The 14,449-nt window shown below is 32.1% G+C and carries 11 protein-coding genes and 1 pseudogene; all 12 read right to left on the reverse strand.

Going from position 1 to position 14,449, the window contains the following annotated elements; all coding sequences use genetic code 11:
• Positions 1–5: 5 nt before the first annotated feature.
• Entirely contained in the window at positions 6–1,088 is a 1,083-nt protein-coding gene (locus SB717_RS03540) for a glycosyltransferase (protein ID WP_410903230.1), read from the reverse strand.
• Positions 1,089–1,153: 65 nt separating this feature from the next.
• A complete protein-coding gene (locus SB717_RS03545) occupies positions 1,154–2,542 on the reverse strand; it encodes a sugar phosphate nucleotidyltransferase (RefSeq protein ID WP_410903231.1) in 1,389 nt (462 codons plus the stop codon).
• Between the two features lie 83 nt (positions 2,543–2,625).
• A complete protein-coding gene (locus SB717_RS03550; protein ID WP_410903232.1) occupies positions 2,626–3,945 on the reverse strand; it encodes a UDP-glucose dehydrogenase family protein in 1,320 nt (439 codons plus the stop codon).
• A gap of 283 nt (positions 3,946–4,228) precedes the next feature.
• Positions 4,229–5,611, reverse strand: a complete 1,383-nt coding sequence (locus tag SB717_RS03555) for an oligosaccharide flippase family protein (RefSeq protein WP_410903233.1) — start codon at positions 5,609–5,611, stop codon at positions 4,229–4,231.
• Positions 5,612–5,743: 132 nt separating this feature from the next.
• Positions 5,744–6,304 carry an acyltransferase gene (locus SB717_RS03560; protein ID WP_338705298.1) on the reverse strand — a complete coding sequence of 187 codons (561 nt, stop codon included), beginning with the start codon at positions 6,302–6,304 and terminating at the stop codon, positions 5,744–5,746.
• Between the two features lie 221 nt (positions 6,305–6,525).
• The gene (locus SB717_RS03565; RefSeq protein WP_410903234.1) at positions 6,526–7,641 is read right to left on the reverse strand and encodes an acyltransferase family protein; all 1,116 of its coding nucleotides are present in this window, start codon (positions 7,639–7,641) and stop codon (positions 6,526–6,528) included.
• Between the two features lie 15 nt (positions 7,642–7,656).
• Complete coding sequence (locus tag SB717_RS03570; RefSeq protein ID WP_410903235.1) at positions 7,657–8,871, reverse strand: glycosyltransferase family 4 protein; 1,215 nt, start codon at positions 8,869–8,871, stop codon at positions 7,657–7,659.
• Positions 8,872–10,161: a hypothetical protein gene (locus tag SB717_RS03575; protein ID WP_410903236.1), complete on the reverse strand. Its 1,290-nt coding sequence runs from the start codon at positions 10,159–10,161 to the stop codon at positions 8,872–8,874. It abuts the gene before it with no gap.
• Between the two features lie 16 nt (positions 10,162–10,177).
• Positions 10,178–11,359 carry a glycosyltransferase gene (locus tag SB717_RS03580; protein WP_410903237.1) on the reverse strand — a complete coding sequence of 394 codons (1,182 nt, stop codon included), beginning with the start codon at positions 11,357–11,359 and terminating at the stop codon, positions 10,178–10,180.
• Positions 11,360–11,411: 52 nt separating this feature from the next.
• Positions 11,412–12,575, reverse strand: a complete 1,164-nt coding sequence (locus SB717_RS03585) for a glycosyltransferase family protein (RefSeq protein ID WP_338705293.1) — start codon at positions 12,573–12,575, stop codon at positions 11,412–11,414.
• Positions 12,576–12,663: 88 nt separating this feature from the next.
• Positions 12,664–12,876 (reverse strand): annotated as a pseudogene (locus SB717_RS03590) (CatB-related O-acetyltransferase); the annotation flags it as partial.
• Positions 12,877–13,215: 339 nt separating this feature from the next.
• Complete coding sequence (locus SB717_RS03595) at positions 13,216–14,442, reverse strand: glycosyltransferase (RefSeq protein ID WP_410903238.1); 1,227 nt, start codon at positions 14,440–14,442, stop codon at positions 13,216–13,218.
• Positions 14,443–14,449: the final 7 nt, after the last annotated feature.

Consider the following 14,449-nt stretch of genomic DNA (forward strand, 5'->3'; position numbering starts at 1 on the left):
ACCCCTTACTTACTTTTTATTTTTTTATTTATTTCTTTAGCGATATGCATCGCTTCATTTTTATAACGATTAATGTTCTGCCGTCTGCATGACTCAATAAGCGAAGGAGTTATTACTAAGCTTTCTAGCTCCTTCCATTCTATTATGTCGCATAACCGATGACGAACTAAATAATCAATTGTATGACGATCTTCTTTCATGTTGCTGCGATTTGTAATTAACAGCGGCACACCCGCGCAAACTGCTTCACTAACCGTTCCCCAGCCTGCTTTTGTCAAAACAAGATCAGCTGATGCTACATAGTACTGCGTTTCCACTGCATTCGTTGGCATATGATAAACATTAGGATGATTAACATTAACATTTGATGAAACGATAAATTTGCAGTTTGGACTTTGCCAAATCGCCAGTTCTGACAGCGTTCCAATATCGACTTTCATACCTAAACCGAAATAGATAATGTGACTATTGCCTTCTGGATCAATTTTTTTGCGAATGCGCTGGACTTCGTAATCATCGATCTTTCGGGAATAGAAACCGAATCTTTGATTCTCTTCAATACCCCAGCGAGGCTCGTTACTGCATGCAAGAGAAAAATCATACGTCATTTGCTTGTACTGCTCATGTAGAAATGACAGCAACTGTTCTTCAATCAGTCCTTCATACGCCGTATACCACGTGAAGTTTGATAAGCCAAGAGAAGGAATATTCAAAGCAGCAGCACCAGCAATTCCTAATGGAGAAATATCAGAAATCACAAAGGAAACGTTCTTTTCTTTCATAAAGCACATTTCTTGATTCAGTTTCGTAGAGAATTCGGAGACGTAAGAAGAAACAGTGTTGTTTAATCGTTTTGCATCTGGCTCTAATGAATTTTTTTTTAAAACATAACCGACGTCTGTTGCTACTTCTCGAAACGTAACACGGGGTTCATGTTTAAAAGATTGCTGTAAAAATCCAAGCGCAAACGAATGGCAAATAATAACCTGCACGGTTTCATTTTGCTTTAACAACTCACGGATCATGGCCGTGCTTCTAGTTGCGTGGCCATATCCGTAGTCTGAAATATAGTAGGCGATTGTTTTCAACCAGAAGCACCTCCTTACTATGATCATAAAAAATAGAAGCTTTGACTTTGTCTAAGCTTCTACTCTTATAAAATCACCTGCGGTCTTGAAGATTGGAATTGTTTGATTACATCGTTCCAATCATAAACAAGGCGAACCGTATCTTCATTTGAAATGACTTTTCCCGTTTGGACTTCAATAAATTCAAGATCAGTTAACGCATGAATTCCATGCTTTTTACCAGCTGGCAAGTGAACAATGTCCCCTGCTTTTACGCGGCGAATGTAGTCATCAAGCGCAAGCTCTCCTTCTCCGCGTACAATCGTCCATACTTCATCACGTAAATTATGATAGTGATACGTCGAGTTCTTACCTTTAGAAATATGAATACGTTTTGTAACCATTTCAGTTTCTTCATCATACTTTGCATAATCCAATACGCGTGACCAGCCCCAAAGACGTTCTTCGTACATAGGAGGATAATTCCAGTCGCCAATAATTTCTTTAATCTTAGGACTAGACGCTTTATCCGCCACTAAAATTCCGTCTGGACTAGCTGCAACAACGACATCTTTTACACCTAATACCGTGACCGGAATATCTAATTCATTTACTAAATGCGTGTTATCTGAGTCATCTGTTAATACACCTTTTCCAATTTGAGATGTAGCCATTTCTTCTGTTAACGTATTCCACGTACCAAGATCTTTCCAGTAGCCATCATACGGAAGAGCAACGATATGACTTGCTTTCTCTACCACTTCATAATCAAAACTAATTTTAGGCAAGGTTGTATATTCTTTATGAAGCGTCTCAAATTGAAGCGGCAAATTCTTCTCTTGTAGTATTTGAAGCAAATAACCCAAACGGAACGCAAAAACGCCGCAGTTCCAAAGCGCACGCTGATTAATTAATCCAACAGCTGCTTCTTCACTCGGCTTTTCTGTAAAACAATCGACTGTAAAATAACTGTCCCCTTGTACCTTCCCTTCCGGCACGATGTATCCGTATTTAGATGAAGGATACGTAGGTGTAACACCCATTAATGCTAAATCCGCTTTTGAATCACGAAGCACACTTTCTAAATCTTTTACACGTTCAAAAAATCCGTCTTCAACGTACGGATCAACTGGCAGCACGACAACGATTTCATCTTCAGATGCTTGCTCCTCAGAATGAAGATATGAAGCAGCTAAAGCAATCGCTGGAAACGTATCGCGGCGCTCAGGCTCGATAATTAACGGAATACCCGTTCCTACTTGGCTGCTGATCATATCACGCTGAAGCTTAGAAGTAGCAATGACCGTTGATTCATTTAAACCAACCGCTTCAATTTGATTCCAAACGCGCTGAACCATTGACTCTTTCTGTCCTTCGCGCCCTTCTAATACTTTTAAAAACTGTTTTGAACGCGTATCATTTGATAACGGCCATAGACGCTTACCAGATCCACCCGATAACAATACAAGTTTCATTTATTTCCCTCCAATAAAAAAAGACCTGCTTCTTTGCAGCTCTTGCTTGTAGTTTATTTTAAATTCATTTCAGACTTACATCATTAAATTAATGAAACTTCTAGGTTATGAATTGTCTCTCTTCCAATAGAGTCGTACACCATAGCTGCATCTTTTACACGTTCTAAGTCGTAGCAGTTTCGACCGTCAATAACAATTGGATTTTTCATTAGTTTGCTGTAGTTTGATAAATCAAAGTGCTTTACTTGATCCCACTCTGTAAAGATAAAGCAAACATCTGCATCTTTCAGCGTTTCTTCAATTGAATAACAATACATGACGTCTTCTGGATGCACTTTCTTAAAATTATCAATACCAATCGGATCCCATGCCTTAACATTCGCTCCGTCTTCTAACATAAGCGGAATATTCACAAGCGTAGGTGCTTCTCGCAAATCATCTGTTCCGGGTTTGAACGTTAGACCAAGCACAGCTACATTCAATCCTTTTAAACTAGCAAAATATTTTCTGGATTTTTTAATAAGCTTAAGCTTTTGATTTTCATTGACATCAATCGCAGCTTTTACTGTCTTTAACTCATAATCGTGGAAATTAGCTAACCAGTGCAATGCTTTTGTATCTTTCGGGAAACAAGATCCCCCGTAACCAATCCCTGCATTTAAAAATTTATTTCCAATACGGCCGTCGTACCCCATACCGCGCGCCACATCTTCAATGTCTGCTCCAATAATCTCGCAAAGGTTCGCAATTTCATTAATAAACGAGATTTTTAACGCTAGGAAATCATTAGATGCATACTTAATCATTTCCGCACTTTTCCTATTCGTTACAACAATAGGGGCATCAAAGTTTTTATATACTTCTTTTAATGTCTCACCAGCAGTATCTTCTTCTACTCCAATTACAATTCGAGAAGTATGCAGCGTATCTTTTACAGCCGTTCCCTGAGATAAAAATTCTGGGTTCGAAGCGACGTATACATTCACATCGTGTTTTAACTGAGATTTAATTAAGCTTTCGATTTTATCATTCGTACCAATTGGCACTGTAGATTTCACTACTACCACGCAGTCTTTTTCAACGCTAGCTGCGATTTGCTCCGCTACCCCATACACGTAACTCAAATTTGCTGACCCATCAGACTTTTCCGGAGTACCAACACCTATAAAAATAACGTCTGCATCTTTATAAGCCGACTGATAGTCTGTTGTAAAATGCAAACGTTCCATATTATTATTCATTAACTCTTCAAGACCCGGTTCATAGATAGGTGAAATTCCGGATTCCATTAGTGCTACTTTTTTATTATCTATATCTACACATGTAATAGAATGTCCATGTTCTGCAAGACAGACACCCGTTACTAGTCCAACATAGCCTGTCCCAGCCACTGCAATTTTCATTTTATCCCACCTTTTCATATTATTTAAATTTAATTTTATATTATTTTTATATAACAACTATATTGATTACTAAAAATTCTACATAGCTATACCTACTAGGACATACTAACTATTGGAGATATCTAATGATTGTGTTTAATAACGAATTAATAATTAATGTAATAAAAAACTATTAGGAGATTTATTCTTTAAAAAGTACATAAGTTATTAAATATCAACTAAGAAATTAAAATATTGGTAGCATTCTTGATTTTATCATTTAAATCCCAGTATCTTTTGAACGTTAAGAAAAATCCAACTTTTCATTACTCTTTTTAAAGTACATGTTATATATTCTTTGTATTGTTCCAAATTGGATTAATAAGATAATTACTAACAAACTAAAGTTTATTAAAGTAATGTATTTAAAATTAACTGTATTTATTAAAGCTGCTATAAACATCATTACAGTTATAAAAAGGTGTAACTTAATAGGAAAACCTTCCCAATACCTATTTGATAATATGCTCCGGCTGATAAAAAAGAAAATATAAGAAACCCCTATTGCAATTGCTGCCCCTATAGAACCATATTTAGGAACTAGTAAGATATTTAAAACTATATTGGGTATAATCGATATTAAGCTTACATATATGTTTAAATAACTCTTACGTGAAAACACAATACCTAAAGTAGTGGTTTCACTAACTGTATACATAATTGGCTGTAAACATAACATTCCTATTATTAAAGAAGCACTAGAATATTCAGGAGATAATAATAAAGTAACATAATCTTTCAATATTACTATCATCATGAATAAAATTGACATTATTAACAAGAGAACGTTGCTAACAATTTGAAAGTGCTCTATTTCTTTTTTTTCGTTATGCCACCTGTATGCCATAGGTACCCAAAAACTTGTAAAAGATGCTTGCACAATAGATAAGATAGCCGCTACTTTTAATGCAGCTGTAAATATCCCTATCTCAGTAAAACTACTCCATGCTCTCAGAAATACTCTATCTAGTGAATTGAGTATAGCACCAAGGGATGTTGAAAAAATTAAAGGTAACCCAAACATTAACAATTTAGTTACTAATGGTTTATCGAAAGTAAATTTAATGTAATTTAAATGCACTCTATATCGAATAATTAAATATAAATCACCAAGTATTTGACCACTTACAGACGCATATATAACAGCTAAAAAGTCTCTCCTTATAAACATTACAAAGATTAAAGTAACTAGTAAGATACTAATTTTAATAACAATATTAACAATCGAATACTCAAATGCTTTCTCTTCCATTCTAATTGAAAGTAGAATAAATCTTTCTATTACCATCATTATAATTGTGAATCCAAATAAGAATGCTGGAAGATGATAATTTCCTGAACTAAATAACAATTCCGACACTAAACTTAAATTGCTACATATTAATATTAGTAGTATTACAGCAATAGTTAGTGGAAAAAGTAGAGCATTTTTTAAGAGATTTATTTTATTTTCAGCTTCAAAATACTCTCTTGTATATGCCTGATCTAAACCTAAAAACAAAAAAACTATAATAAGGGTTTGAAATAACGTGAACATACTGGCTTTTCCATACTCAGCTGGATCTACAAAATAAGTAGTCAAGGGTATTGTAATAAAAGATATTAAAGCACCGACCACGGGGCCCATAGAAAACCCAACTAGTTTCTTAATAAAGCTATTTTTCATAGTTTCAATAGAATAATTCTACTTCTCACCTCACGACAATTAAATTTTATTTGCTCGATTATAAACTCTTATGACTTATGAGCCATATTTTCTTTATTTCCCTTTCAAAGTTCGTATAATTCTTACAGGATTACCAGCTGCAACACAATTTGCTGGAATTTCACCATTTACCACGCTTCCTGCACCAATGACTGCATTATCTCCAATCTTTGCCCCTTTTAGGATTAAACAATTACAACCAATAAATACATTTTCACCAATTTCAATTGGCCGAATTCCCATATGTTCGTGTGGCGTCTCCCACCGTATTGCTGGATCCACGGGATGAAAGTCATTATCAATTATCTTTGTATTACCACCAATTAATGTATTATTTCCAATTTTGATACTCTTACGAGCATAGATCGTTGCACCAGAAATACCTACATTATCTCCAATATGAATTTCAGCTTCAGAAGTCCTCGTAACAATAATACTTCTTTGATATAACCCTACCAAGTTAGATAACATAGCCGAATTAATTCTTACATTATTACCAATAGATAACTTAGTTCCGGATTTACTGAATATAATTGGCACTCCTTTTAACTCTAGGCCTCTCCCATAACGAACTTTATTCAATTTCAGGAATATTTTAAACCAGTTGCTATTCAAATTAATTACCTCTTTTTAAAGTTCTATAATATCTAAAAGCCAAATTCTCTATCTTACTCAACCTCTCTAAAGATTAGGGTAACTTCAATCATAATAAACCCCACATCAACGACAATGGTACTATATTTCTTAATCCTTCCTACACATGAATATCAGATAAAGAATTTATACAGATAGCCAATAATTTTTCACAAGAAAAATATCATTGCTAACTTAAAGAATTAAATTTGTTTTTTATTATAAAAGCCCAAAATTCTAAATCTCCCCCTAAATGTAAAACTCTTATACATCTGAGATAACAAAAGCGTCATCTTATTTATAATCAAAGCTAGAGTAAGACATATCAAAGCCAACCACATAAAAATTAAAATGGGAACACGTGGTGCATAAACAATTGATTCAAAATAAAATTCATATATAAAATTGTGAAATAAAAAAATTAAGAAAGAATGTTTACCAAACATCTGAAGTAGACTCGAGAACCTTTCACCTATATATGGAATCAAATCAATAGACAGTAGTATTATTGCCACTCCAAATATTGCATCTGTTCTTGTTCCCCCTCCAATTATAAAATTAGTGAATTTAAGCGTAGATAAAACCATACAAATAAAAAGATTAATTCCTATTCTTATAACAGAAGGTGTGTTTAACTCAATAAATCTATTAAATAAATTGTACTTCGAAATATACATTCCCATTACAAACGGACACATCCAGAGCATTAATAACTCTGCTACTCCAAAGCCCGGAAGTCTTACGTTAATGATAAAATATGTTAAATGTGCAAGAATAAAAGAAATTCCTAAAATTAGATGAGAATTTCTATTCATAAGATATCTAATTAAAGGAAATAGCAGGTACAATAATAAAATCAACGTCATAAACCACCATGTAGGGTTATATCCGTAGTCTAAAAATATATAATGAAGTCCAACTATATTCAAAACTAAGTGTGTATAATTATACTCTATCCCACCGTTCCATACTTCCTCAATAGATCTTCCAAATACGAATATTCCTACAGGAACAAATATGATCCATATAAGCCAGTAGCTTTTGTATAATTTTAAGTATGCTTTTTTATAAAACTTAAGTATTTCTAATTTTTTAAACCTTTTATTACTTTCATATAAACCAAACCCACTTAGAACTAAAAAAATTGCCACGCATCCTTTAAGACAAACAGATAACATTGAAGAGATACTATGGCTACCAACCGATATATCGATTATTCCTTCTTTTTGATATAAAAATAAGTGATGAAACAGTAGCATTAAAACCGCAATACCTTTTGCTATATTTGTATTTCTCTTGGTAAATATGGAACCGTTCACGCTGCTCTCCCTCCATTATTGGATATAAAAAAACAAATTAAAATAATTCTTAACCTTTTGAATTGTACTAACTTTAGGGAGATCCTTTCTAATTTTTTCGTTTCTATACAATCCAGTTAAGAGTTCATTCCATACTTCTATAGATAAATTTATATCAAAATTATTTAATATAAAAGACCGTGCGTTCTGCGCCATGGCAAAATACTTATCAGGATTATTTGAGTATAAATCAAGTAATTTTTCTGTCTTTTCTGCTAGCTCTTCAAATGAATTAGAAAGGTAGCCCGTATTTCCATCCATAACAGTATTTTTCAGCCCGCCTCTATTGCAAGTAATTACAGGAATATTTAAAGCTTGAAATTCAATTGCCGATATACCAAAAGTCTCGGTTTCTCCGGTAGGGTTTATTATTCCAATAGTCATATCAGCCATAACATCTGTCTTTTCTTTAAATTTTAATAAGCCATGAAATATTACATCGTCAAGCATATTACCTTTGTCATCTATAAGATATTTAATAAATTGATTTTCAAATTCTTGTTGCGCAATTCCATATTCGCCCAATTCAGCTGATTTATTATATAATTGTCCTGAGCCAATTACATGTAATTTCACCTTTATCCCTCTATCATATAAATGCCTCCACAGCTTTGCAGTAACATCAAAACCTTTACTAGGAACAATTGAACCCAAGTAACATATTGATCTATCATTCCTTGTATCATTATTTTCAGGATAAATATCTGTTGGAATTGCATTATATATATATGAGGATTTATGAAAAGCCTTGTGGCCTTGAATAAGCTTTAGCTGCTCTTTGCTGACACAAATATACTGAGCTACAGTTTTAGATTTAGCAATTAAATTTAGTTCTTTAAATGTGGCAAAATTGTGTCCCCATAAGATAACTTTTGTTTTACCTTTATTTATATGATTGAAAAAGGAAACTTCTTTGGTAGAGCGGCAGATAAAGAAATCTGCTTTGTCTTCATCTGCTTGAGCATAAGCCTCAATCAAACTATTAGCTTGCACATTATTCGTCTCATTTGGTAAAAAATCTACGTAGGGAGCATATAAAATAATATTATTATTTTTATACTTTTGTGCATAATACCAACTTAATAGCGAAATCATGAATTGGGTTCCTCCCACTCCAGGGTTACCCATGTATGGTTGTGAATAATCAATATCTTTACTATTCTTATTATCTAGATAAAATGCAATCTTCATTTATTTTCTCACTCTCTCATACTGCTTTATATTCCTATTATTAATATGTACGATTAATGTCAGAACGAATGTATATATTCCAATATTCTTTAACAATTGTCCGGTTAACACTGCACAGCTTATATACAACCCAATTAATATTATAAGATACAACATATTATCTGAATATTTCCTTCTAGTTAGGTAAAATTTAAAAAGTTGCACAACAAAAAATATCAAATAGATAATTGCTGCAATTATGCCTACTTTGTAAGACATTGTAATAAACATATTATCGAATCCATAATTTAGTAATGTTGTTGACTCAAAACCACTATTATATATTGATAGAGCAGGCATATACTTTCCTAATCCGTATCCCCATATATTTTTCTTTATTTCCTCAATATAATAGTCCATCGTAATGCTTCTTACTTCAGTACTATCAGTCGAAAAATCGGAAAATATCATTTCATTAATTCTTCCATAGAATCCAGTTGTTATTGTTCTATTTTGATAAATATCAATAGACATTATAATAATTGCTATTAGGAACAATACACCAAAAAAACTTAATCTTTTCTTTATAGCATTTCTCATATTTTTTGAAACAAAAATATAATAGATGAACATAATAGCTAATATACTAATAATAAGTAATATGTTAGTTCTATTTTGAGCAATAACCATTAAATAAATCTGTAAAAACAAGCTAAACAATAACCATTTTTTTCTACACATACCAATACCATATATATATATAATATATGGTATTGAAAAAACGTATAAAGACTGTATGCTAAAACCATAACGTATAGGTGTAGGAAATATAGTTCCTTGGCTAATAATATAAAACAAGAATATTATGATAGAAGAACAAAATACGGCTTTAAGAGCGATATTAAGAAATCTTTTTAAAGAATCTTCATCTGTAATTTGACTAACTATAAAAATTATAATAAGACTTATTATATAGTCCTTAGCGTCGGCTAAAACTGAATTTAAACCGTACAAGGGTGATGAACTAAGAATATTAATTAAATAGAAGCACATTAAAAGAGCAGGGAGAATATAAAACCTGTAAATCTTAAACCTACTTTTAATTAAACTCATTATTAATATAACAATAATATTTATTTCATATGCTGAAAATGGACCAATTCTTAAGAGAAAAATTGTATTAATACTTGGAGTTAAAGCCCCAAGAGGCGTTGCTAAAATTAAAAATAAATTTAACCATATCGCTTTTTTATAATTCAAACAAACTACTACACAATTTATAACTACAATAAGTAAAGCAATTACAGACATCAGATCCCCCTTATTCCTACAACAGACTATAAAATTGACTTAAAGCTTTACTATTAGTAAATGGTTTTTTAGTTATATTACCTCTAAGTAATTTTAGTTTATCTGCATCTTCAATCATTTCAATTAGTTTATCCCCAATTGCTGCATAGGATAAATCTACTAAAAAGCCATTATAATTATTATCTACTGCTTCATTTGCAGATGGATAGTTAGTTACAATTAAGGGTGTATTCAAAATTATTGATTCTTGTAATACCATACTATAAGCTTCATAATCGGAAGCCTGTACCATTACATCAGCATTTAAAATATAGGGATAAGGGTTACTCATTTTACCAGTGAAAGTAATACATCTTTTAAGGCCTCTACTTTCAGCTTCTTTAATAATATATTCAGAATCAGGACCATCACCGATAATTGTCCACTTAAACTCCTCAAATGATTTTGAAAGCAAGTATTCACAAGTATCAAGAATTCTGTCTACTCTCTTCTGGTTATTTTCTATGCGAGATACCGTGACAATATTGAACACATTTGTGTTATAGGGATTAGTTACACTTTTCGCCTTTTTCTTAATACCCTCAATATGAAACATGTTATAGACTACAACTGACTTATCACTAAATTCTGGAACCATAGCATCAAACATTTCTTTACAAGCAAAACTTACATTGACAACATGGTCGAAATTTTCATAAGTTTTCAAAAAATACTCTTTTGAACATCCACACCTGTTAGGTTCGTTATGGATCCACCCTACCTTTTTTTCCGCTAGAATACACTTATCAACAATTTCATTACCGCCACCAGCGAATACTTTACCAAAAAATGCATCATTTGCATAAGAGATTGCCATATCATAGTTCCCAAATCTAAATGTAGGAAGACTCATTTTTATTACTGTTTGAAAACCAAAAACTTTTTTTATTCCCTTTGCAAATAACATTTTAAGTTTTTCAAAAAGGCCTAAATTTTCTTTTAAATCTACATAGGGTATATAGCAGTATTCAAGCAATTTATTTCCTTTAATAATATTAACTTGTGAGGGGATTTTTTCTGGAAAGGCAATATAATTAGCAAATACACATAAATCTACTTCATACTTACTATAATCTATATTAGAAAGGATATTTAATAAGGATGTTTCTATTCCACCAATACCTCTCATAATGGGTACTACAAAAATTATTTTTTTCATATACTACCTCTTATATGTAATTATTGTTATATAATCTTTAATAAGTTGCGATTTAAAAGATTTTTTTCAAACTCTTCAATTTCTGAACAATTTCAGATATTAGTATCTTAATTAAATTTTGCTTAAGCAAGACTATTCCTCTAGTATCGTAAGACCATCGTGATAAGCTCGTATTGTTTCTATCTATGGCTTGATTGTCTGGGGCTAAGGTATCATATAGAAAAATATCGTTCCCATTAACATCACAAACTATATTCATATCATGAGGTCTCATTTTTAGCCCAAAACTTTTAAGAATTTTAAAAGGCAAATTATTCATGGTCAGCAAATACCTGCTATTAACTTTTTTAATTCCGTAGATATCTATGGTTACCTCGTCTTTAATGAATCCCATGCATTCTGCTAACATTAAATTTTCAAAATAGGCATCGTAAATTACACTGCTATTTTCTAATGTATCGAATGAATATTCTTTTTTTATTCCTGTCATTAATGGAATTTGCATCTTGTTAGTGTTAGAAGCATAGTGTGTTCCCGCATCTGCAAAGTTTGTTGACAAAGCTTCATACGGGTAAACAAAAAATTTATTTTTAGCAATACAGTATTCAATATAGAATTTCAACCACGAGGACTCTGGCCAATTCAAAACATTATCGGGAACTTTCTTTAAATCAATGTGCTTATATTCTTGATTTGTATACCATTGATAAAATGAATTCCATTGATTTTTAGTCCAAATTTGTCCCCACGACTGAGCATACTGAATAAAAAAAGTATCATATTGAGATCTTATTGGAAGAAATGGTCTATCTGCGTTTACATTCCAAAGGTGTTGATATAATGATATTCCTGCTATTTTCTCATCTTTACCATAAAAATCTATAGCCTGCTTTGCATAATTAAAGAAATTAGGTGATACATATAAATCATCCTCTAAAACAATAAGTGCATCAAAATTAAATTCATTGATATAATTCCCACATTGAAGAACATGATTTCTTAAGCCTAATTTTTTTTCTGCCAATATTACTTCTTTGTTTCCATGTACCCACTCAAAACTATTAGCATAATTAAAAACCAAGTTACTTCCACTATTATCTAAACTTATTATCAAATCTATTTTTTCGTCATAATAAGCTCTTTTTAAAGAATCTAATAATCTCTGTATACTATCCACTCTATTATACCCAACAACAACAATGCCGTATCTACTCATTCAAGTCACTCTTCACTTCCAAATTTTTTTTGAAAATTTCTATATCCTCAAAGTATTTAGCATGGTTTTTTAACCAAATAGAATCTTGTTCCCACCATTTTATTTTTAACAACCATGCTATATCTTCTTGACTAAATCTATATTTGATCAAGTTAGCAGGAACTCCTCCTACAATAGAATAAGGTGGAACATCTTTTGTAACTACAGCTCCAGCTGCTATTACAGCACCGCTTCCAATCCTTACTCCACTCATGATTATAGCCCCATACCCTATCCAGACATCATTCCCAATTTCAACAAAATATTTTTCATTTTCATCTATATATTCTATCTCAGCAAATGTATTTTCATCTGAGAAACTTAAATTATTTGGAGTATTAGTTGAATAGAATGCAGGACTTGTTGATACAAATTTGCTTGTTGGATGCTTACCAAAAACGACCTCTACCTTTTGGGCAATAGAACAATACTTTCCTATTTTGCAATTGTAAAGTTTACATCTCGCTGATATATAAGAACCATAACCAACTGTGGAGTTAAGTATTGTACAAAATTTCTGCACAGAATTTGCACCTTCAAACTCGCTATTTTTAACCCTGCTAAATTTGCTTATTTTATTTCTCATTACTATTCCCATAGTCTACTTCCTTTGTATCCATTCATAAATGTATTTAGCCTGACTATACTTATTCTTTTGACTAATAATAAACTCTCTAGCTTGATTACCTTTGTTAATACGTTCAATGTTATTCATCGTAAGAGTGCTCTCAATAGCTTCAATTAGACTTTCCTCTTTTTCTTCAGCTACTATAATAAGATATTTGTGATATTCATTTGGAATTCCTTCTAAATTAAAAGAAAGAACAGGAATTCCTGTTGCCATATATTCAAACAATTTAGATGGAAAACTATATGCAGATGCATTTTCAGAAGGAAGTCTCATATTTATAAGCAAAGTAGCATCTTGTTGTTTTTTTAAAACCTCTTTTCTTGAAGGGAGAAAACCATAGAATTTAATCCTAGAGTCCTTCAAAGCACATTCTCTTATATACTCTTCCGCATTTCCTCCACCTGTGAACCATAACTCTAAATGTGAATTATCAATGCGCATAAATGCATCTAATAACATATCTATACCATACTGTCTATCAAGCTTTCCAGAATACATAATAGCTTGCTTTTCATGCTCTTTCTTCTCTATAGACTTCTTATAGTTTGGTATTTCTAATTCATCATATAACCCTTCCATCAGTATCCATTTCCCGTTGGGAATCCTTAAAAACTCAGCCATTTTTGACGCATAAAGAATAAAACCGTCAAATTTTTTTTGCATATTCTTAATTTGGGCAAAGTCAATTTTTTTCAAAAAAGCTTTCACTTTGCTTTCACCTAAATCCATAAATTGCGGCAAATCTGTAACTATGAGATAAATCTTTGCACTTGGAATTAGTTTTTTTATTTCGCAAGCAGTAGCCATTACAGGAGTACGCATTGAATACACAAAGACGATTAAATCTTCTCCTTTGTACCTTCCGTTCACCCAGTTTCTAGCGGATTCAATCATTGAATATTTGCAAGTTACTCTGTTTATAAATTTTTCATTCTTGTAACCGACGCTTATATCGAAGGCCCCTTCTTTATGTGACCATTTAACTTCCTCTACTACCCGATCTTTATAAGTAGGATATGGAGGCAGTACACTACCATTAATCGAGTCAAACACTAGACCAGTTGCCTCTTCTAATCCGGTTAAAATATTATATTGTGATACTTGGGCAGACGCTAAATTGTAACCTTTTCTTGATTTGATTTTAAATTCTTCTTCGCTTTCTAAACAGCCTATCCATAATAGTCTTGTTTTTGACATATTCTTA

The sequence above is a fragment of the Priestia sp. SIMBA_032 genome (genome assembly GCF_046535215.1).
Lineage (GTDB): Bacteria > Bacillota > Bacilli > Bacillales > Bacillaceae_H > Priestia > Priestia aryabhattai.

What these genes read in the sequence shown, in the direction of transcription:
- SB717_RS03555 (WP_410903233.1), bottom strand. Translation starts at nt 5,611, where the DNA reads ATGGGCCCCGTGGTCGGTGCTTTAATATCTTTTATTACAATACCCTTG.
- SB717_RS03595 (WP_410903238.1), bottom strand. Translation starts at nt 14,442, where the DNA reads ATGTCAAAAACAAGACTATTATGGATAGGCTGTTTAGAAAGCGAAGAA.
- SB717_RS03570 (WP_410903235.1), bottom strand. Translation starts at nt 8,871, where the DNA reads ATGAAGATTGCATTTTATCTAGATAATAAGAATAGTAAAGATATTGAT.
- SB717_RS03580 (WP_410903237.1), bottom strand. Translation starts at nt 11,359, where the DNA reads ATGAAAAAAATAATTTTTGTAGTACCCATTATGAGAGGTATTGGTGGA.
- SB717_RS03585 (WP_338705293.1), bottom strand. Translation starts at nt 12,575, where the DNA reads ATGAGTAGATACGGCATTGTTGTTGTTGGGTATAATAGAGTGGATAGT.
- SB717_RS03545 (WP_410903231.1), bottom strand. Translation starts at nt 2,542, where the DNA reads ATGAAACTTGTATTGTTATCGGGTGGATCTGGTAAGCGTCTATGGCCG.
- SB717_RS03575 (WP_410903236.1), bottom strand. Translation starts at nt 10,161, where the DNA reads ATGTCTGTAATTGCTTTACTTATTGTAGTTATAAATTGTGTAGTAGTT.
- SB717_RS03550 (WP_410903232.1), bottom strand. Translation starts at nt 3,945, where the DNA reads ATGAAAATTGCAGTGGCTGGGACAGGCTATGTTGGACTAGTAACGGGT.